Raw genomic sequence first — 18042 nt, forward strand, 5'->3', positions numbered from 1 at the left:
GCCGGGGTTTTTTTATGGCAGGCCTAAGGGAATCAGGCTTTTTTCGCTGCGGCAGCGGCTTTGACGATCACGGCGAAAGCGTCGGCTTTCAGCGAGGCGCCGCCAACCAGCGCGCCGTCGATGTCCGGCTGAGAGAACAGCTCCGCGGCGTTCTTGTCGTTCACCGAACCGCCGTACTGGATGATGATTTCAGCGGCAACCGCGGCATCGTGCTTGGCGATGTGGTCACGGATAAATTTGTGCACGGCCTGCGCCTGCGCAGGGGTAGCGGATTTGCCGGTGCCGATGGCCCAGACCGGCTCATAGGCGATCACGGTGCCTTTCATCGCCGGTGCGCCCAGCGTTTTCAGCACGGCGTCGATCTGGCGCGCGCACACTTCTTCGTTTTTGCCCGCGGCGTTTTCCGCTTCGGTTTCACCGATGCACAGCACCGGGATCAGGCCGGCTTCTTTCAGCACGGCGAATTTCTCGGCGATGACTTCGTCGCTTTCTTTGTGGTAGGTGCGGCGCTCGGAGTGGCCGATGATGATGTACTGGGCACCGACGTCTTTCAGCATGTTGGCGGAAACTTCACCGGTGAAGGCGCCGGACAGGTTAACGTCCACGTTCTGCGCGCCCAGCGCGATGCGGCTGCCGGCCAGCGCGTGCTTGGCCTGATCCAGATACATCACCGGCGGGGCGATGGCGACGCCACAGCCGTCAACGCTGCTCAGCTCATTGCGCAGGCCGGCGATCAGTTCGTTGACCATGTGGGTGCTGCCGTTAAGCTTCCAGTTACCCATAACTAATGGATGACGCATGTTTTTTCCTCCAACTAGGGAACGCGAGAGTCGAAATGACAACTGCCGGACCGGCAGTTTACCTGCCCAACAGTATAGAGATCATTAAGCGCGAAGGCTTTGCTTTTCGTCATTAAATGCCGCGCCGTTACGGCTCGGAAAGCGCCAGCTTAATCGGTTCAACCGCGAAGGTTACGCCTTTATCGCCGTTGTCCGAAACGACATAGCGAATGGCGCCGACCTGCTGTTGGTAAAAGCGCGATCCTTTGCCTTTTTCCAGCAGGCTGTTCACCTTGTTCTGGCTCTGTTCCACCGTCAACGCCGGTTCGAACTGGCGCATCAGCGCCGCCATGTAGCTGATGGCGATGGCGCGCGCGGCTTTTTCTTCATTGGCCTGCTGTAGCGGCAGGTGAGTGATCTGCAACGTTTTGATTTTACCGGTGCCTTTCTCCAGCGCGGTGGAGGCGTACAGGTTTTCGTTGAGTTTGCTGGCGGCGCGCGTCAGCAGCGGCGAATCGTCTTCGGCGGCGGGAATGGCGCGGAATTCGCCAATCGGCAGCTTCGGGTTGTCGCGGTTGTATTTTTCGCGGAATTTGACCACCGTCAGATCGAACGTCGGCGCCCCGGCCAGCAGGTAAGGTGCGGCGGGCGTCGCTTCGGTGGGCGGCGGATCGGCCCAGGCGCTGGCGGCCGCCTGCAGCAGGCAGGCGATGACGAGGGTTTTTCTCAGCATGGCGTATGGCATCAAGGACAAAGATGGCTCCGATTAAAGCGATAACCCGCGGGGCTTGTCAAAGATCCCACGCCATTATCGGTTCGCTGACGAGAAAGCTGTGCGGCGCACCGCGTTATGCAAGGCGGAAAACTCGGCCCGGCAGCGCCTATGTTACACTGCGGCGCAGAATATGGGCAGGCTTAGAGCGCAGGAATCGATGACGTTACAACAGTGGTGTTTTTCTTTTAAGGGCCGCATCGGGCGGCGCGACTTCTGGATCTGGATGGGGCTGTGGCTGGCGCTGATGGCGGCGGCGTTTACGCTGGCCAATTATCAGCTGATCGCCATCCAATCCATCGCCTTCTTTATCGTGGCGTTGCTGTGGCCGACGGCGGCGGTGCTGGTCAAGCGCCTGCACGATCGCAACAAGGCCGGCTGGTGGGCGCTGCTGCTGATCCTGGCGTGGATGCTGGCGGCGGGGAACTGGCAGATGCTGGCGCCGATCTGGCAATGGGGCGTGGGGCGTTTCATTCCGACGCTGATTATCGTGATGATGATGATCGATCTGGGGGCCTTCGTCGGCACGCCGGGAGATAACCGGTTCGGCCCGGAAGCCGAACCGGTGAAGTTCCGCTGATCCCCTTCGGGTTACCAGTAGTGTTCGCTGGTGATGTGGCCCGGCTTGCGGCGCAGGTGCTTGCGCATCTGGCGGTGGTCTTTCAGCGTTTGCTGGGTGTCCCGCACCATTTGTGGGTTGCCGCACAGCATCACGTGGCTGGTTTCGGCGTCGATGGTCAAGCCGATCGCCGCTTCCAACCGGCCGTCCTCGATCAGCGCCGGTACGCGGCCGGTCAATGAACCGGGCGCCTCTTCGCGGCTGACGACGGTCTGGATGCGCAGCTTGCCGTTGTAGCGCTGCTGCAGTTGCTGCATCAGCGGCAGGTAGCTCAGGTCACGCGCAAAGCGCGCGGCGTGCACCAGCACCAGGTTGTTGAAGCGCTCCAGCCCGATGCCCTGCTGCAGAATCGATAAATAGGGGCCGATGGCGGTGCCGGTCGCCAGCATCCACAGCGTGTCGCAGTCGGGCACCTCGTCCAGCACGAAGAAGCCGGCGGCTTCTTTGGTTACCATCACGTCCGAGCCCGGCTGCAGTTGATTGAGGCGCGGGCTCAGTTTGCCTTCCGGCACGGTGACCAGATAGAACTCCAGATTGGCGTCGTCGGGGGCATTGACGTAGGAGTAGGCGCGCTGCACCCGTTCGCCGTCGATCTCCAGCGCCAGCTTGGCGAATTGCCCGGCGGTGAAAGGATCGATAGGGGCATTGACCACCAGGCTGAACAGCCCGTCGGTCCATTGTTTTACCTGCGTAACCTTGCCGTTTACCCATTCAGCCATACTCTAAAGCTCCCGTGGTCGAATCAAATAAGCACAATGTCGTGAGCCGGAAATGGCGTGCGCGGTGCGCTCTACCCGGTAGTCGTTGCCGAACAGGCGGTGAAACAGCTGCAGCTCGGAATTGCACAGGCTACTGCAGCTGGAGCCGGCCACGCCGATCGGGCAGTGGTTTTCCACCAGCGGCGCGCCGTGCGGGTGGTCGAGCAATTCAGCCATGTAACCGTCATGTTGCCGCAGGCGCACCAGTCGGGCTAACCGATCATGGTGGCTACGCTCGGCGGACAGCTCTTCGGCATAACGCAGATAAAGCTGCTCTTCGCGCGCGCTGAGCAACGGTTCCACCCCGGCGCCGCCAAACAGCTGCAGCGCGGATGCCCGCAACCGCTCCTGGTCGGCGGCCGTAAAGGCATGCCCTCGCTCGGTCAGCGACCAGTAGCGCGTCGGGCGGCCGACCTTGCTGCGCGCTTCTTCGTAACAAACCAACTCACGTTTTTCCAGGGATTGCAGATGTTGTCGGATGCCCATTGGCGTGATGTCCAGACGCTCCGCCAGCATTTTGGCCGAGTGCGGGCCGAGAGCCTTTAACTGCAATAAAATCAGCTCAGGTGTTTTCATGAACCAAATCCCTATGGTGTTATTTTATTTCAAGTTGATGAAAAGGATTATCGATTAAATGCTAAAGCGCGGCTACTGCAAGGGCGCTGTTTTTAACTCCAAAGCGTTAGACGTACAGTTTAATTTACGAGCCTGGTCGGGTTTGCTGCCAGTGTGACCTGGATCAATATCTGCCTGAAACTCGCTAAAAAAATCAGATTTGATTAGTTTATGCCGCCATAGAGGGCTGCTCGCCGTTCTGGCTGCTGCAACGGCCATTCCGGGACGCTGTGACGAGTTGAAACGTTAACGAAGATAATGAGAAAACTAGAGAATTTTCACCTGCTGGTGATGCTTATCCTGTTGGTCGCCGTCGGCCAGATGGCGCAAACCATTTATGTTCCCGTTATTGCTGATATCGCCCACGATCTGTCGGTTCGCACCGGCGCCGTGCAACGGGTGATGGCGGCGTATCTGCTGACCTACGGTTTCTCCCAGCTGATTTACGGGCCGATATCGGATCGTATCGGGCGTCGTCCGGTGATCCTGACCGGCATGATGATCTTCCTGATCGGCGCGCTGGGCGCGCTGCTGTCCACTAACCTGACGATGCTGGTCGCCGCCAGCGCCATTCAGGGGATGGGCACCGGCGTGGCGGGCGTGATGGCGCGCACCATGCCGCGCGATCTGTATGCCGGCACCGCGCTGCGCTATGCCAACAGCCTGCTGAATATGGGGATTTTGGTCAGCCCGCTGCTGGCGCCGGTGATCGGCGGCGCATTGGCGATGGTGTTCGGCTGGCGTGCCAGCTACGCCTTCCTGCTGGCGCTGTGCGCCTGCGTCGCTTTCGCCATGTTCCGCTGGCTGCCGGAAACCCGCCCGGTGCAAACGGAAAAACGCCGCATGCTGGCCAGTTTCCGCCAGCTGCTGGCTGACAGCACCTTCAGTTGCTATCTGGTGATGCTGATCGGCGCGCTGGCGGGCATTGCGGTATTCGAGGCCAGCTGCGGCGTGTTGATGGGCGGCGTGTTGGGGCTGAGCGGTCTGACCGTCAGCATCCTGTTCATTCTGCCGATCCCGGCGGCGTTTTTCGGCGCCTGGTACGCCGGGCGCGACGGCAAGACCTTCCACACGCTGATGTGGCATTCGGTGATTAGCTGCCTGTTGGCGGGGGCGATGATGTGGATCCCGGGCTGGTTCGGCGTGATGAACATCTGGACGCTGATCGTGCCGGCCGCACTGTTCTTCTTCGGCGCCGGCATGCTGTTCCCGCTGGCGACCACCGGGGCGATGGAGCCGTTCCCTTACCTGGCCGGCGCGGCGGGCGCATTGGTGGGCGGCATGCAGAATATGGGATCGGGGCTTGCGACCTGGCTTTCCGCCATGCTGCCGCAAACCGGGCAGTTCAGCCTCGGATTGCTGATGTTCGCGATGGCGCTGCTGATCCTGCTGTGCTGGTGGCCGCTGTCCAACCGGATGCAACATCAGGGGCATACCGCATAACGACAGGGCGCCATTCGGCGCCCTCATGCAGTTGACAAAGGGGGAAAAAGCGTGATTTTTCCCCCTTTGTGGTTATCAGCCGAAAATCAATAAATTGATTTTCCTGGTTTTCTATTCGTTGCTCTCTGCCAACCCGGCAAGGTCATGAGGTTTGTCATCAATCATCAGGGCGCCATTCGGCGCCCTGTTTCGTTACAGCAAAAACTCGTGCAGCGCCGGGTCTTTACGATCCAGATAGTGGGTTGAACGGATGCGGCGGATGGTGCGCGACTTGCCGCGGATCAGCAACGTTTCGGTCGTGGCCATATTGCCCTGGCGGCTGATGCCCTCCAGCAGATCGCCCTTGGTGATGCCGGTGGCGGAGAAGATCACGTTGTCGTTGTGCGCCATCTGATCCAGACGTAGCGCCTGACCGGCTTCGATACCCATCTCCCGGCAGCGCGCCAGCTCCTGTTCGCCGATGCGGCGGTTCTCGGCGCTGTCGCCTTTCACCTCATGGCGCGGCAGCAAACGCGCCTGCATGTCGCCGTCCAGCGCGCGGATCACCGCGGCTGAGATCACCCCTTCCGGCGCGCCGCCGATGCCATACATCACATCGACCTCGCTTTCCGGCATGCAGGTGAGAATGGAGGCCGCCACGTCGCCGTCAGGAATGGCGAACACCCGCACGCCGAGCTGCTGCATCTGCGCGATGACGCCGTCGTGGCGCGGTTTGGCCAAAACGATCACCGTCAGCTGCGACAGCGGTTTGCCCAGCCGGGCGGCGACGTTCTGCAGATTCTCCGCCAGCGGCAGGTTGAGATCGATGGCGCCGCGCGCCGCCGGGCCGACCACCAGCTTCTCCATGTACATGTCCGGCGCGTGCAGGAAGGTGCCGCGATCGCCCACCGCCAATACCGCCAGCGCATTGGACTGGCCCATGGCGGTCATGCGGGTGCCTTCGATCGGATCGACCGCGATGTCGACCGCGTCGCCCTGGCCGGTGCCGACCTGTTCGCCGATATACAGCATCGGCGCTTCGTCGATCTCGCCTTCGCCGATCACGATGCGCCCATCGATATCCACGTTGTTAAGCATGATGCGCATGGCGTGGACCGCCGCGCCGTCGGCGGCGTTCTTGTCGCCGCGTCCCAGCCATTTGTAGCCCGCCAGCGCGGCGGCTTCGGTAACGCGGGAAAATTCGATGGCTAATTCACGTTTCATGGCAAACCTGTCTGTGAGAAAGGGAAGAAAATATCGGCAAAGTCTATCACAGCGCGGCGGCGGCGGGGCGGGGCAAAAAAAAGCGCCGCCCGCAGGCAGCGCTTGTTGGAGAAACGGCAGCTTCGGAATTACTCGTGATCTTCCCACGCCTGAGCGCGAGCCACCGCTTTTTTCCAGCCGCCGTAGCGGTAGTTGCGTTCGGTGGTTTCGATGCTTGGGCGGAATTCGCGTTCAATCACCGCTTTGCTCTTCACTTCATCCAGATCGTTCCAGTAGCCGATGGCCAGGCCCGCCAGGAACGCGGCGCCCAGCGCCGTCGATTCACGCACTTCAGGGCGTTCTACGCGAGTGCCGAGAATATCGGACTGGAACTGCATCAGGAAGTTGTTGGCGACCGCGCCGCCGTCCACGCGCAGCGATTGCAGGCGGGTGTTGGCGTCGGCCTGCATGGCGTCCAGCACGTCACGGGTCTGGAAAGCGATGGATTCCAGCGTGGCGCGGATGATGTGGTTGCTGTTGGCGCCACGTGTCAGCCCGAAGATGGCACCGCGGGCGTACGGATCCCAGTAAGGGGCGCCCAGGCCGGTGAAGGCCGGCACCACATAGACGCCGTTGCTGTCTTTCACCTTGGTGGCGAAGTATTCGGAGTCGGCGGCGTCGCTGATCAGTTTCAGCTCGTCGCGCAGCCACTGGATAGACGCACCGCCGATGAACACCGCGCCTTCCAGCGCATAGTTCACTTCGCCGCGCGGGCCGCAGGCGATGGTGGTCAGCAGGCCGTTTTTCGAACGCACCGCTTCTTTGCCGGTGTTCATCAGCAGGAAGCAGCCGGTGCCGTAGGTGTTCTTCGCCATGCCCGGTTGAACGCACAGCTGGCCGTACAGCGCCGCCTGCTGGTCACCGGCGATACCGGCGATAGGAATACGCGTACCGCCCTTACCGCCGATGTTGGTCTGGCCGTACACCTCGGAGGAAGGACGGACTTTCGGCAGCATGGCGCGCGGGATATCCAGCACTTCCAGCATGCGTTCATCCCAGTCCAGCTCGTGGATGTTGAACATCATGGTGCGTGAGGCGTTGGTGTAATCGGTGACGTGTACGCGCCCCTGGGTCATTTTCCACACCAGCCAGGTGTCGACGGTGCCGAACAGCAGTTCGCCGCGCTTGGCGCGCTCGCGGGCGCCTTCGACGTTGTCCAGGATCCACTTCACCTTGGTGCCGGAGAAGTACGGGTCAACCACCAGGCCGGTATTGTGACGGATGTACTCTTCCAGGCCGTCGCGCTTGAGTTTCTCGCAGATGTCGGCGGTGCGGCGGCACTGCCAGACGATGGCGTTGTAAATCGGCTTGCCGGTCTCTTTTTCCCAGACGATGGTGGTTTCGCGCTGGTTGGTGATGCCGATGCCGGCGATCTGATCGGAACTGATGTCGGCTTTCGCCAGCACTTCTACCAGCGTCGAACTTTGCGACGCCCAGATTTCCATCGGGTCGTGCTCAACCCAGCCGGCCTTGGGATAGATCTGCGGGAATTCGCGCTGCGATACCGCAACGATGTTGGCGTCGTGATCGAGCACGACGGCGCGTGAGCTGGTGGTCCCTTGGTCGAGTGCGACAATGTATTTTTTTTCTACAGTCATGGTAATTATCCTGCTGTTGTTAACCGTGTAAAACTGCACCCATCATGCTTTGCGCTGCTGGGTCTTGGCGTCGGGCTCTTCTTCCGTCACGCAGACGTCGCACGGCAGGTGGCGGCCAATCAGCGCGCGGTAACCGAAAGCGCCCAGGCCACAGCCGACGATAGGGGCGAAGATCGGCACCAGGAAGTACGGGATGTCGCGTGCGCCGGTGAAGGCGACTTTGCCCCAGCCGGCCAGGTAGGCGAACAGTTTCGGCCCGAAGTCACGCGCCGGGTTCAACGCAAAGCCGGTCAATGGTCCCATGGAGGCGCCGATCACGGCAATCAGAATACCGATCAGCAGCGGCGCCAGCGGGCCGCGCGGGATGCCGTTGCCGTCGTCGGTCAGCGCCAGGATCAGGCACATCAGAATGGCGGCGATCACCATTTCTACCAGGAAGGCCTGGCCGACGGAGATATGCGCGTTAGGGTAAGTCGAGAAGATGCCGGCCAGCTCGAGGCTTTCGTTGCTGCCGCGCACCATGTGGTGAGCCGCTTCGAAGTCGAAGAACAGGTTGTAGTACAGCCCATAGACCAGGGCGGCGGCGCAGAAGGCACCGGCGATCTGCGCAATGATGTAAGGCACCACTTTGCGCCCGTCGAAGCAGGCGAACAGCCACAGAGCGAGGGTGACCGCGGGGTTGAGATGCGCGCCGGAAATGGCGGCGGTCAGATAGATGGCCATGGCGACGCCCAGGCCCCAAATGATGCTGATTTCCCACTGGCCGAAGCTGGCGCCCGCCAGTTTCAGCGCGGCAACGCAGCCTACGCCAAAGAAGATCAGCAGCGCCGTGCCGAGGAACTCGGCGATGCACTGGCCTTTTAATGTCGGACTGGTGGTTTGGCTCATAATGTTGTTGTCCTGCAAAACGGCGGTTGTTGGTTTATAGGCTCAGTTAGGTATACATCTGACCTATGGGCACAGTTTTTTTCATCTCGTCCAATTATTGAATGAGGACGTGATGTAAATTTATCGTTAACGAACATAAACGAGAAATAGCGAAATCAAAATGTGTGTAGCTCGTCATAAAATTGAGCGATTTCGCGTCGTTTAGTGTTCTTTCTGAGCCATAAAAGTGTGATCTGACCAGTGGTTTGGCGAGGGGCGTTAACAACTCGCGGCGGCGGCGGCGGGGATTTTCAGTTTTTGCTGATGGCGGAGGCAGGAAAATTGCAACAGACTGCGCGATGATCCGGTATGTTGCTAGACAGGCGGAGACTGGCTACTTACAATCGTTTTTAACGAATCGAGACTGGCGCGCCTTCCATAACGGCGCGCGTCACTGAGCGCGATGCAATATTCGCAGTAGCTGCAGCCGACGTTGCGGCCGCTACTTATAGATGTACGCCTTGCTATCATGAGGGGACTGAAGCATGTCATTTGAAGTATTTGAGAAACTGGAAGCAAAAGTACAGCAGGCGATTGATACCATCACCTTGTTGCAGATGGAAATTGAAGAGCTGAAAGACAAAAACAACTCTCTGTCGCAGGAAGTTCAGGCTGCCTCCGGCAACCACGAAGCGCTGGTGCGCGAAAACCAACAGCTGAAAGAAGAACAGCACGTATGGCAAGATCGCCTGCGCGCTCTGCTGGGCAAAATGGAAGAGGTCTGATTCCTCACGCCAGGCAGCAACGAAAAGGGCGCCTGCGGCGCCCTTTTTCATGACCGAAAATCACTCGATGTCGAGCGGGTCTTCGGAGAGGATGATGCCGGTGTTGTCGGCATACAGGTGATCGCCGGAGAAGAAGGTGACGCCACCGAAGTTGACGCGGATATCGCTTTCCCCCACGCCTTCGCTTACCGCGCCCGCCGGGATCGCCGCCATCGCCTGAATGCCGATGTCGAGCTCTTCCAGATCGTCCACCTGACGCACCGCGCCGTACACCACGATGCCTTCCCATTCGTTCTGGGCGGCCAGGCGCGCCAGTTCGGCGTTGATCAGCGCCCGGCGTACCGAACCGCCGCCGTCGACCAACAGCACACGGCCGCGGCCGTTTTCTTCAAGCAGATCGAACAACAGGCCGTTATCCTCAAAGCATTTCACCGTGGTGATCTGCCCGCCAAATGAAGTACGCCCGCCAAAATTGGAGAACAGAGGTTCAACAACGTTCACCTCTTCATGATAGATGTCGCAAAGTTCGGAAGTATCGTATTTCATAGGATTTTACGTCTGTTTGCCGCTGGAATGTTCAGTATATCCCTTTATTCGCCCTGTTGGCAAAATCATCAGTTTTTAACTGAGCGCCACGCCGATGGCGAACAGCAGGTTGGCCAGCAACGCCGCCTTGACCATGTGCTCCAGCATCGGCCGCATGCCGACCGGCGTCGGATCGCGCAGTACGCGCAGGCCGTGGCGCACCAGCAGCGGGATCGCCAGCACGAACAGCCAGCCCCACGGGCTGTGGAGATTGAACAGCGTAAACAGCGCGAAACACAGCACCGCGCCGCCGAGCAGCAGGGCATGGTAAATGCGCGCCTTGTGCGGGCCGAGACGCACCGCCAGCGTGTTCTTGCCGTTTTCGCGATCGCTCTCGATATCGCGCAGATTGTTGATGTTGAGCACCGCCGTCGCCAGCAGGCCGCAGGCGGTGGCCGGCAGCATCACGACGCTGTCGAAGGTGTGCGTTTGCAGATAGTAGGTGCCGGCTACGCTCAGCCAGCCGAAGAATACCAGCACCGAGATGTCGCCCAGCCCCAAATACCCGTAGGGCTTGTTGCCGACGGTATAGGTGATGGCCGCCACGATAGACAGCCCGCCCAGCACCAGGAAGCCCACCACGTCGCTGGGTTGCTCGCAGGCGACGGCGATCAGCGAACAGCCGGCGAGGGCGATCAGTACCACCGTCACCACCAGCGCCCGTTTCATCTGTGCCTGGGTGATCATGCCTTTTTGCATGCCGCGCAAGGGCCCGATGCGATCTTCTTTGTCGCTGCCTTTGACGGCATCGCCGTAGTCGTTCGCCAGATTGGAGAGGATCTGCAGCAGGCCGGCAGTCAACAGCGCCAGCAGCGCCACTTCGGGTTTCAGGCTGCCGTGCCAGGCGGCGATTGCCGAACCGACCACGATGGAGGCAAAGGCCAACGGCAGGGTGCGGGGGCGTAGACTTTCCAGCCAGGCGGAGATCGGGGTGGTGGGGGTCGATGAGCTCATGTTTCGCTTCTGTCAGTAAGTTGCGGTGTCCGTTAGAAATAATTGTGGGAGGCAATGCCTCCCACACAGATGACTGACAAGACAAAGATTGAGCGATTATAGGATAAAACGACTCAAATCTTCATCCGCCACCAGTTCATCCAGATGACTGCGCACGTAATCCGCATCAATTGTAATGGATTGGCCATTAATTTCACTCGCCTCGTAGGAAATATCTTCCATCAGACGCTCAAGCACGGTGTGCAGACGACGCGCGCCGATGTTCTCGGTGCTTTCGTTGACCTGCCACGCGGCTTCGGCGATGCGGCGGATGCCGTCGGCGGTGAACTCGATGTTGACGCCTTCGGTGCCCATCAGCGCTTTGTACTGCTCGGTCAGCGACGCGCTCGGCTCGGTCAGGATGCGCTCGAAGTCTTCGGTGGTCAGCGCCTGCAGCTCAACGCGGATCGGCAGACGGCCCTGCAGCTCCGGGATCAGATCCGACGGATTGGCGGTCTGGAACGCGCCGGAAGCGATGAACAGGATGTGGTCGGTCTTCACCATACCGTGCTTGGTGGACACGGTGCAGCCTTCCACCAGCGGCAGCAGATCGCGCTGCACGCCTTCGCGCGAGACGTCCGGGCCGGAGCTTTGGCCGCCGCGCTTACAGATTTTGTCGATCTCGTCGATAAACACGATGCCGTGCTGTTCAACCGCTTCGATCGCCTGCTCTTTCAGCTCTTCCGGGTTCACCAGCTTGGCGGCTTCTTCTTCCACCAGCAGCTTGAAGGCTTCTTTTATCTTCAGCTTGCGCGGCTTTTGCTTCTGGCCGCCGAGGTTCTGGAACATCGACTGCAGCTGGTTGGTCATCTCTTCCATGCCCGGAGGCGCCATGATTTCCACGCCCATCGGCGCGGCGGCCAGATCGATTTCGATCTCTTTGTCATCCAGCTGGCCTTCGCGCAGTTTCTTGCGGAATGCCTGGCGGGCGGCGGACGGTTCCTGATTTTCTTCCGGCTGGCCCCAGTTGTTTTTGGCCGGCGGGATCAGCACGTCGAGAATGCGCTCTTCGGCCAACTCTTCGGCACGGGTGCGGTTTTTCTCGATCGACTGCATGCGCACCATTTTGATGGCGGCATCGGTCAGATCGCGGATGATGGAGTCCACTTCTTTGCCCACATAGCCCACTTCGGTGAACTTGGTGGCTTCAACCTTGATGAACGGCGCGTTGGCCAGCTTCGCCAGACGGCGGGCGATTTCGGTTTTACCGACGCCGGTCGGGCCGATCATCAGAATGTTTTTCGGGGTCACTTCGTGACGCAGCATCTCGTTGAGCTGCATCCGGCGCCAGCGGTTGCGCAGGGCAATGGCGACAGCGCGTTTGGCCTTGTTTTGGCCAATGATATAGCTGTCCAGTTCGCTGACGATCTCGCGCGGGGTCATTTCAGACATGGTATTCGATCCTTACGCTTTGGAAGGCAATTCTTCAATGGTGTGGAAATGGTTGGTGTAAATACAGATGTCGCCGGCGATGTTGAGGGATTTCTCAACGATGTCGCGGGCGCTCAGCTCGGTATTTTCCAACATGGCGCGGGCTGCGGCCTGAGCGTAAGGGCCGCCGGAGCCGATGGCGATCAGATCGTTTTCCGGCTGCACCACATCGCCGTTGCCGGTGATGATCAGCGAAGCGGTTTCATCGGCGACCGCCAGCAGCGCTTCGAGCTTGCGCAGCATACGGTCGGTGCGCCAGTCTTTCGCCAGCTCGACGGCGGCTTTCACCAGGTGGCCCTGATGCATTTCCAGTTTGCGTTCAAACAGTTCAAACAGCGTGAAGGCGTCAGCGGTGCCACCGGCGAAACCGGCGATCACTTTGTCGTTATACAGGCGACGCACTTTCTTGACGTTACCCTTCATCACCGTATTACCCAGGGTTGCCTGGCCATCACCACCGATGACGACCTGGCCGTTGCGGCGTACGCTTACAATTGTTGTCACGAGCAGACCCTCGTTAAAGACGGAAAGAAGCCCCCGCAGCGCCTGCTTTCGCAGACGCTACGAGGCATATTGAGAGTATAGATGGGGGGGGATTGACGCTTTTCAACCCCCAACGGAGAGGGGAATGCAACTCGACATGCCGACGCCCTTCAGGCGCGAAAGGGTTTTGTCCGCGGCGGCGCGGCTGCTGTACGGGCCGAGCACCACGCGATTCCAACCGCCGCCGGCGGTGATGCGGCTCTCGATGCCTTCGAACGCCAGGCGCGCACGCACGGATTCAGCCTGATCGGTGGCGCGGAACGAACCGCATTGCACCATCCACTTCTGTTTTGATTCCGGTTTGGTTTCCTGCTTGGCCGTTTCCTGTTTCACTTCCGGTTTGGGCTCCGGTTTCGGTTGCGGCTTCGGCTCAGGCTGTTTCACCTGCACCGGTTGCTGGGTAGTCGGTTTTGGCTGCGGGTGCGGCTGCACCGGCGCGGTGGTGGCCCCGTTGTTGAACGGGTTGCGCGGCGGCTGGCTGACCTGCTGCTGTTGCTGCACCGGCTGCTGCTGCATTTGCTGTTGTTGCATCTGCTGCTGGCGAGTGCTGCGCGCGTTGGCCTGGCCCGGATCGTTATACGGCACTTCGTTCAGCTGCGTCGGGCGCTGCTGCATGTCGGCCTGCATCTGTTCCAGCAGCTGCCGCTGTTCGGCGGTCAGCTGAGTTTTGGAATTGAGCTCGCCGCCGGCCGTCGGTTCGGTCGGGGTTTGCACGCCGATCTGCCGGTTTTCCAGCTCTTTGATGTAGCGCCAGCGCTCTTCGGGCTTCGGCGGCAGGCCGTTGCCGGGGCGCGTGGTGTGCGCAGGCAACAACGGCGCGTCTTCCGGCTTGTTGTGCGTAATGAAATAGAGGCCACCGACAAAGACAACCAGCAACGCGGCGGCTAACGCCAGCACGGTTTTGGAAACCTTCGGAGAACTGCGTTTTTTACGGCTGGGGGTTTTACGCTTAGCTCCTGCTGCGCGCCCACGGCTTACATAGTCTTTTTGTGCCACTATTATTCCGCTGTGTCCTGATGAAAGGATAAGTCCGTCATGTTACTGAACCCTAAAATATTTGACTAGCGTTTCGGGGCAGCGGTGCTGCCTCTGATAATCAATTCACTGTCCAACAGCCGGGAGCCGCTGGCCACCGTCTGGCCGTTCAACTGCTCCAACAGCAACAACATCGCCTGCTGGCCGATCTGGAAGCGCGGCTGCGCCACCGTGGTCAGCGGCGGATCGCAATACTGCGCCAGCTTGAGGTCGTCAAAGCCGACGATCGACAGATCCTGCGGCACCCGCAGCCCCATTTTCTTCGCCTGGGACAGCACGCCGATCGCCATGACGTCGCTGTGGCAGAATACCGCCGTCGGCGGTTTCGGCTGAGCCATCAGTGCCGTCAGCGCTTGCGCGCCGGCTTCGTAGGTAAAATCACCCCGGGTAATATAGCTGCTTTCGACGGTAATGCCATTACGACGTAGCGCTTGAACGTAACCCTGCAGCCGATAATGGCTCAGCGGCATCTGTTCCGGCCCGGCGACGCAGGCGATCTGCCGGTGGCCCAATTGATGCAAATAATGCACGGCTTCAAAGGCGGCGGTCAGGTTGTCGATGTGCACCGTCGGCAGTTCCAGCTCGGGAGCGAACTCGTTGGCCATCACCATCGGCGGCAGGTTGCGCTGCTCTTCCTTGCTGGCGTCGAACGGCAGGTTGGAGCCCAGCAGCAGCATGCCGTCGATCTGTTTGGTGATGATCAGATTGACGAAGGTGCGCTCCTGCTGGTTTTGCTGCGCGCAGTCGCCGATCAGCACCAGATAGCCTTGTTGGGCGGCGGTCTGTTCGATCCCCTGGATCACATCGGCGAAAAACGGATCGCAGATGTCGGGCACGATCACCAGGATGGTGCGGGATTCGTTGCGCTTGATATTGCGTGACAGAGCATGAGGAGAATAACCCACGGCCAGGACGGCCTGTTCCACTTTCTGGCGCGTCGGCGTTGACACCTTTTCCGGGTTCATCAGCGCACGCGATACGGTAGCCGTTGAAACGCCCGCCATTTCGGCGACGTCTTTCATGGTCGCCATGGATAACTCTTTCTTGTGTTCCAACGCCTTTCTCCTTGCGTCAGCCCCATGCCGACGCCACTACTGCTGTTTGCTCACAATGTCCGGCATGCGGTGGCGAAATTGTTGTCATTGAGCGCCACTCGCGTTCGGGCACTCCGTCGCGCTGCGATGTGGCGACAAAATTTGCCCTCGCAGACATTCTAAACAGAATACGCCCCGCCTTTGTTACCTAATTTGCATAAAAAATGTGACCTGAGAAGGTTTTTTAGCGTTCGCTCGCAATTTCAAGGGTAAACGTTTGCACTGCGGCAGCTAAATCGGACTTTTCCGGGATCAGCTGTCGATCGGATCGACATCCAGCGTCCATTTCACCTTGCGCGTTTGCGGCAGGGTGCCGATCAGCGGCAGCGAGCTTTTCATCAGCTGTTGCAGGACGCGCCGCGTCGGGTGCTGCAGCAGCAGCTGCCAGCGGAAACGGCCGCCGCGTTTGGACTGCAGCGCCGGCACCGGGCCCATCACCCACAGCGAATCGTCCTTCAGCGGGCTGGCTTCCAGCAGGTTGCGCAGCTGCTGCAGGAACAGCGGGGCCTGCTGGTTGTCGTGATCTTCGGCGCGCACGATGATGTGGCTGGTGTAAGGCGGCAGAAACACGCTGTTGCGCTCCGCCAGCGTCTGTTTGGCGAAGGCGTCGTAACCCTGTTGCAGCAGTACCTGCAGCAGCGGGTGCTCCGGATGGTGGGTTTGCAGCAGCACTTCACCCTGTTTGCCCGCGCGGCCGGCCCGCCCGGAGACCTGGGTATACAGCTGAGCGAAACGCTCGGCGGAGCGGAAGTCGGCGGAGAACAGCGCGCCGTCCACGTCCAGCAACGCCACCAGCGTGACGTCGGGAAAATGGTGGCCCTTGGCCAGCATCTGCGTGCCGATCAGAATGCGCGCTTCGCCGCGATGAATATCCGCCAGGTGCTGCTCCAGCGCCCCTTTGCGGCTGGTGGTGTCGCGATCGATGCGGGTGATCGGCGTGTCGGGGAACAGCGGCGCCAGCTCCTGCTCCAGCTGTTCGGTGCCGACGCCGACCGACACCAGGTGGGTGGAGCCGCACTGTGGGCACTGGTGCGGCACCGGCCGCTGGCTGTCGCAGTGGTGGCAGCGCAACTGGCGCTGGTGCTGGTGGAAGGTGTAATAGTGATCGCAGCGCTGGCATTCGGCTATCCAGCCGCACTCGTGGCACAGCAGCGCCGGAGCGTAACCGCGGCGGTTGAGGAACAGCATCACCTGATTGCCGGCTTTTAAATGGTGCTGCATGCTCTTCAGCAGCGGCTGCGACAGGCCGACCTTCAGCGGCAGCCCCTTCAGATCGATCAGGTGCTGCGCCGCCGGTTTGGCGTTGCCTGCGCGCTGGGTGAGCTTCAGCTGGCGATATTTACCCAGCTGCACGTTGTGCAGCGTTTCCAATGCCGGGGTAGCGGAGCCCATTACCATCGGGATGTCCTCTTCCCGGGCGCGGAACACCGCCAGATCGCGGGCGTGGTAGCGCCAGCCTTCCTGCTGTTTATAAGAGCTGTCGTGCTCTTCGTCGATGATGATCACGCCCAGCTGACGGAACGGCGTGAACAGCGCCGAGCGGGTGCCGATGACGATGGCGGCTTCGCCGCTGCGCGCGCGCAGCCAAACCGCCAGTCGTTCGCTGTCGTTCAGCCCGGAGTGCAGCACGTCTACCGGCGCGTTGAAGCGCTCGCGAAAGCGGGCGATGGTTTGCGGCGTCAGGCCGATTTCCGGCACCAGCACCAGCGCCTGTCGGCCTTTGGCCAGCACGTTTTCCAGCACGCTGAGGTAGACTTCGGTCTTGCCGGAGCCGGTTACTCCCGCCAACAGCCAGGCGGCGAACTGCTCATCCTCGCTTCTGATCGCCCCGACGGCGGTAGCCTGCTCGGTGTTCAGCCGCAGCCGCTCGCCGAGCACTGCGAAGTTGGGGCGCCAGTCGTGCGTATCCGCGACCTGAGCGCGCAGATCGATCAGCCCTTTGGCGCGCAGCGCCTGCAGGGCGCTTTCCGTCAGCTCAAGCTGGCTGACCTGGTGGCGATAGACCGGGCGTTGCAGCAGCGCCGCGAGCGCCTGCTGCTGTTTCGGCGCGCGTTTCAGGCTTTCGGGCGGGGTGGCGCGCCCCTCTTCGGTGGCGAACCATTGCCACAGCGGCGCGGCCTCGGCCGGTTTGCCTTGCCGCAGTAGGATCGGCAGCGCATGGAACAGCACTTCGCCGATGGGGTAGTGATAGTAATCGCTGGCCCAGCGCAGGATGCGCCACAGGCTGGGGGAGAACAGCGATTCGGCGTCGATCACGCTGTCGATCGGTTTGAGCTTGTCCAGCGGCAGTTCACTGGTGTCGCTGCAGCCGGTGACGATGCCGATCGCATGCTGCCTGCCCCAGGGCACGCCCACGCGCGCGCCGGCCACCGGCTGCATGCCGGGCGGCAGCAGATAGTCGAAGGTGCGGGCGAGGGGGACCGGCAAGGCAACGTGTACGACGGGCATGATCTCATCCAAATTGAAAAAAGTGGGCATCAGTTTACACGGCGCATCGGCAAATGTACGGTTCCGATTGCGCGCCCCGGCTAATGCTGTATAATTTGCCGCCTTTGGTATAATTCGATACCAAAATTCTATTATCAACCACGTGTGGTGTCTGGCGAAACAGGGCTGGATAGCGACACGGCCTTAACTGAGGTTTCCCATGAAACAAGGTATCCACCCAAAATACGAAGAAGTTACTGCTAACTGCTCTTGCGGTAACGTGATGAAGATCCGCTCCACCGTGGGCCACGATCTGAACCTGGACGTTTGTGGCGCATGCCACCCGTTCTACACTGGCAAGCAGCGTGACGTTGCTACCGGTGGCCGCGTTGACCGCTTCAACAAGCGTTTCAGCGTACCAGGCGCTAAGAAATAAGATTTCTTATCGTCCGATGA

The 18042-nt window shown here is 60.4% G+C and carries 18 protein-coding genes; 4 read left to right on the forward strand and 14 right to left on the reverse strand.

Features of this window, described 5'->3' with window-relative positions:
* Window positions 1–32: 32 nt before the first annotated feature.
* Window positions 33–800 (reverse strand): triose-phosphate isomerase, encoded by a 768-nt coding sequence (gene tpiA, locus REA38_RS18335; protein WP_308886387.1) that lies wholly within the window; start codon window positions 798–800, stop codon window positions 33–35.
* 127 nt (window positions 801–927) lie between these two features.
* Window positions 928–1512 (reverse strand): DUF1454 family protein, encoded by a 585-nt coding sequence (locus REA38_RS18340; protein ID WP_033636444.1) that lies wholly within the window; start codon window positions 1510–1512, stop codon window positions 928–930.
* A 199-nt stretch (window positions 1513–1711) separates the two neighbouring features.
* Here REA38_RS18340 and REA38_RS18345 point away from each other — a divergent pair, with 199 nt between their 5' ends.
* Window positions 1712–2131 (forward strand): DUF805 domain-containing protein, encoded by a 420-nt coding sequence (locus REA38_RS18345; protein ID WP_033639143.1) that lies wholly within the window; start codon window positions 1712–1714, stop codon window positions 2129–2131.
* 11 nt (window positions 2132–2142) lie between these two features.
* On the opposite strand, the gene fpr is transcribed toward REA38_RS18345, so the two are convergent.
* Both fpr and REA38_RS18355 read right to left on the reverse strand, forming a co-directional pair.
* On the reverse strand, window positions 2143–2889 hold the full coding sequence (gene fpr / locus REA38_RS18350) for a ferredoxin--NADP(+) reductase (RefSeq protein WP_033636442.1): 747 nt from the start codon (window positions 2887–2889) through the stop codon (window positions 2143–2145).
* Window positions 2890–2892: 3 nt separating this feature from the next.
* A complete protein-coding gene (locus REA38_RS18355) occupies window positions 2893–3504 on the reverse strand; it encodes an HTH domain-containing protein (protein ID WP_308886389.1) in 612 nt (203 codons plus the stop codon).
* Between the two features lie 297 nt (window positions 3505–3801).
* On the opposite strand from REA38_RS18355, the gene emrD reads away from it, so the two are divergent.
* The gene (gene emrD / locus REA38_RS18360; protein WP_033649888.1) at window positions 3802–4986 is read left to right on the forward strand and encodes a multidrug efflux MFS transporter EmrD; all 1185 of its coding nucleotides are present in this window, start codon (window positions 3802–3804) and stop codon (window positions 4984–4986) included.
* Between the two features lie 192 nt (window positions 4987–5178).
* Here the strand turns inward: emrD and glpX are convergent, their stop codons facing one another.
* The 3 genes from glpX to REA38_RS18375 form a co-directional block, all read right to left on the reverse strand.
* Window positions 5179–6189: a class II fructose-bisphosphatase gene (glpX, locus tag REA38_RS18365; RefSeq protein ID WP_033654536.1), complete on the reverse strand. Its 1011-nt coding sequence runs from the start codon at window positions 6187–6189 to the stop codon at window positions 5179–5181.
* A 128-nt stretch (window positions 6190–6317) separates the two neighbouring features.
* A complete protein-coding gene (glpK, locus tag REA38_RS18370) occupies window positions 6318–7826 on the reverse strand; it encodes a glycerol kinase GlpK (RefSeq protein WP_033649890.1) in 1509 nt (502 codons plus the stop codon).
* A gap of 42 nt (window positions 7827–7868) precedes the next feature.
* A complete protein-coding gene (locus REA38_RS18375) occupies window positions 7869–8714 on the reverse strand; it encodes an MIP/aquaporin family protein (RefSeq protein ID WP_004931095.1) in 846 nt (281 codons plus the stop codon).
* A 524-nt stretch (window positions 8715–9238) separates the two neighbouring features.
* Here REA38_RS18375 and zapB point away from each other — a divergent pair.
* The gene (gene zapB / locus REA38_RS18380) at window positions 9239–9478 is read left to right on the forward strand and encodes a septal ring assembly protein ZapB (RefSeq protein WP_004931092.1); all 240 of its coding nucleotides are present in this window, start codon (window positions 9239–9241) and stop codon (window positions 9476–9478) included.
* A gap of 60 nt (window positions 9479–9538) precedes the next feature.
* On the opposite strand, the gene rraA is transcribed toward zapB, so the two are convergent.
* From rraA to priA, 7 genes are all read right to left on the reverse strand, one after another.
* A complete protein-coding gene (rraA, locus tag REA38_RS18385) occupies window positions 9539–10024 on the reverse strand; it encodes a ribonuclease E activity regulator RraA (RefSeq protein ID WP_004931090.1) in 486 nt (161 codons plus the stop codon).
* Window positions 10025–10099: 75 nt separating this feature from the next.
* A complete protein-coding gene (locus tag REA38_RS18390; protein ID WP_033636436.1) occupies window positions 10100–11017 on the reverse strand; it encodes a 1,4-dihydroxy-2-naphthoate polyprenyltransferase in 918 nt (305 codons plus the stop codon).
* A 96-nt stretch (window positions 11018–11113) separates the two neighbouring features.
* Window positions 11114–12448 carry an HslU--HslV peptidase ATPase subunit gene (gene hslU / locus REA38_RS18395; protein ID WP_060423742.1) on the reverse strand — a complete coding sequence of 445 codons (1335 nt, stop codon included), beginning with the start codon at window positions 12446–12448 and terminating at the stop codon, window positions 11114–11116.
* A 12-nt stretch (window positions 12449–12460) separates the two neighbouring features.
* Entirely contained in the window at window positions 12461–12991 is a 531-nt protein-coding gene (gene hslV, locus REA38_RS18400; protein WP_004931085.1) for an ATP-dependent protease subunit HslV, read from the reverse strand.
* A gap of 102 nt (window positions 12992–13093) precedes the next feature.
* Window positions 13094–14026: a cell division protein FtsN gene (gene ftsN / locus REA38_RS18405; RefSeq protein ID WP_041037508.1), complete on the reverse strand. Its 933-nt coding sequence runs from the start codon at window positions 14024–14026 to the stop codon at window positions 13094–13096.
* A gap of 65 nt (window positions 14027–14091) precedes the next feature.
* Window positions 14092–15120: a DNA-binding transcriptional regulator CytR gene (cytR, locus tag REA38_RS18410; protein ID WP_004931082.1), complete on the reverse strand. Its 1029-nt coding sequence runs from the start codon at window positions 15118–15120 to the stop codon at window positions 14092–14094.
* A 291-nt stretch (window positions 15121–15411) separates the two neighbouring features.
* A complete protein-coding gene (gene priA, locus REA38_RS18415; RefSeq protein WP_033654545.1) occupies window positions 15412–17607 on the reverse strand; it encodes a primosomal protein N' in 2196 nt (731 codons plus the stop codon).
* Between the two features lie 199 nt (window positions 17608–17806).
* On the opposite strand from priA, the gene rpmE reads away from it, so the two are divergent.
* Entirely contained in the window at window positions 17807–18022 is a 216-nt protein-coding gene (gene rpmE / locus REA38_RS18420) for a 50S ribosomal protein L31 (RefSeq protein ID WP_004931078.1), read from the forward strand.
* Window positions 18023–18042: the final 20 nt, after the last annotated feature.

It is taken from the genome of Serratia sp. MF1(2023), from assembly GCF_030954545.1.
Taxonomy (GTDB): domain Bacteria; phylum Pseudomonadota; class Gammaproteobacteria; order Enterobacterales; family Enterobacteriaceae; genus Serratia; species Serratia sarumanii.

Bases quoted from the DNA above. Each gene is read 5' to 3' on its own strand.
- tpiA (WP_308886387.1), bottom strand. From the start codon at position 800: ATGCGTCATCCATTAGTTATGGGTAACTGGAAGCTTAACGGCAGCACC.
- REA38_RS18340 (WP_033636444.1), bottom strand. From the start codon at position 1,512: ATGCTGAGAAAAACCCTCGTCATCGCCTGCCTGCTGCAGGCGGCCGCC.
- REA38_RS18345 (WP_033639143.1), top strand. From the start codon at position 1,712: ATGACGTTACAACAGTGGTGTTTTTCTTTTAAGGGCCGCATCGGGCGG.
- fpr (WP_033636442.1), bottom strand. From the start codon at position 2,889: ATGGCTGAATGGGTAAACGGCAAGGTTACGCAGGTAAAACAATGGACC.
- REA38_RS18355 (WP_308886389.1), bottom strand. From the start codon at position 3,504: ATGAAAACACCTGAGCTGATTTTATTGCAGTTAAAGGCTCTCGGCCCG.
- emrD (WP_033649888.1), top strand. From the start codon at position 3,802: ATGAGAAAACTAGAGAATTTTCACCTGCTGGTGATGCTTATCCTGTTG.
- glpX (WP_033654536.1), bottom strand. From the start codon at position 6,189: ATGAAACGTGAATTAGCCATCGAATTTTCCCGCGTTACCGAAGCCGCC.
- glpK (WP_033649890.1), bottom strand. From the start codon at position 7,826: ATGACTGTAGAAAAAAAATACATTGTCGCACTCGACCAAGGGACCACC.
- REA38_RS18375 (WP_004931095.1), bottom strand. From the start codon at position 8,714: ATGAGCCAAACCACCAGTCCGACATTAAAAGGCCAGTGCATCGCCGAG.
- zapB (WP_004931092.1), top strand. From the start codon at position 9,239: ATGTCATTTGAAGTATTTGAGAAACTGGAAGCAAAAGTACAGCAGGCG.
- rraA (WP_004931090.1), bottom strand. From the start codon at position 10,024: ATGAAATACGATACTTCCGAACTTTGCGACATCTATCATGAAGAGGTG.
- REA38_RS18390 (WP_033636436.1), bottom strand. From the start codon at position 11,017: ATGAGCTCATCGACCCCCACCACCCCGATCTCCGCCTGGCTGGAAAGT.
- hslU (WP_060423742.1), bottom strand. From the start codon at position 12,448: ATGTCTGAAATGACCCCGCGCGAGATCGTCAGCGAACTGGACAGCTAT.
- priA (WP_033654545.1), bottom strand. From the start codon at position 17,607: ATGCCCGTCGTACACGTTGCCTTGCCGGTCCCCCTCGCCCGCACCTTC.
- rpmE (WP_004931078.1), top strand. From the start codon at position 17,807: ATGAAACAAGGTATCCACCCAAAATACGAAGAAGTTACTGCTAACTGC.